General features: G+C 64.8%; 1 pseudogene. It reads left to right on the plus strand.

The annotated features are described in order from the left end of the window. Nucleotides 1-318: pseudogene (locus ACZ9XP_RS17890) on the plus strand (NAD(P)(+) transhydrogenase (Re/Si-specific) subunit alpha); the annotation flags it as partial.

The raw sequence follows: 318 nt of genomic DNA on the forward strand, positions 1-318 counted from the left end.
AAGCCAACGACGGTGTGTACGCCAAGGAAATGTCGGACGACTACAAGCGTCGTCAGGCCGAGCTGGTGGCCAAGCACGCGCGCCAGGCCGACATCATCATCACCACGGCGCTGATTCCGGGCAAGAAAGCACCGACGCTGATCACCCGCGAGATCGTGGCCGCCATGAAGCCGGGCAGCGTGATTATCGACATTGCCGCCGAAGCCGGTGGCAACTGTGAGCTGACCGTACCGGGCGAGGTGCATCGCACCGATAACGGCGTGAGCGTGGTGGGCCTGTACAACCTGCCGGGCCAGCTGGCGGCCGATGCCTCCAGCC

The organism is Vogesella perlucida, from assembly GCF_979366545.1.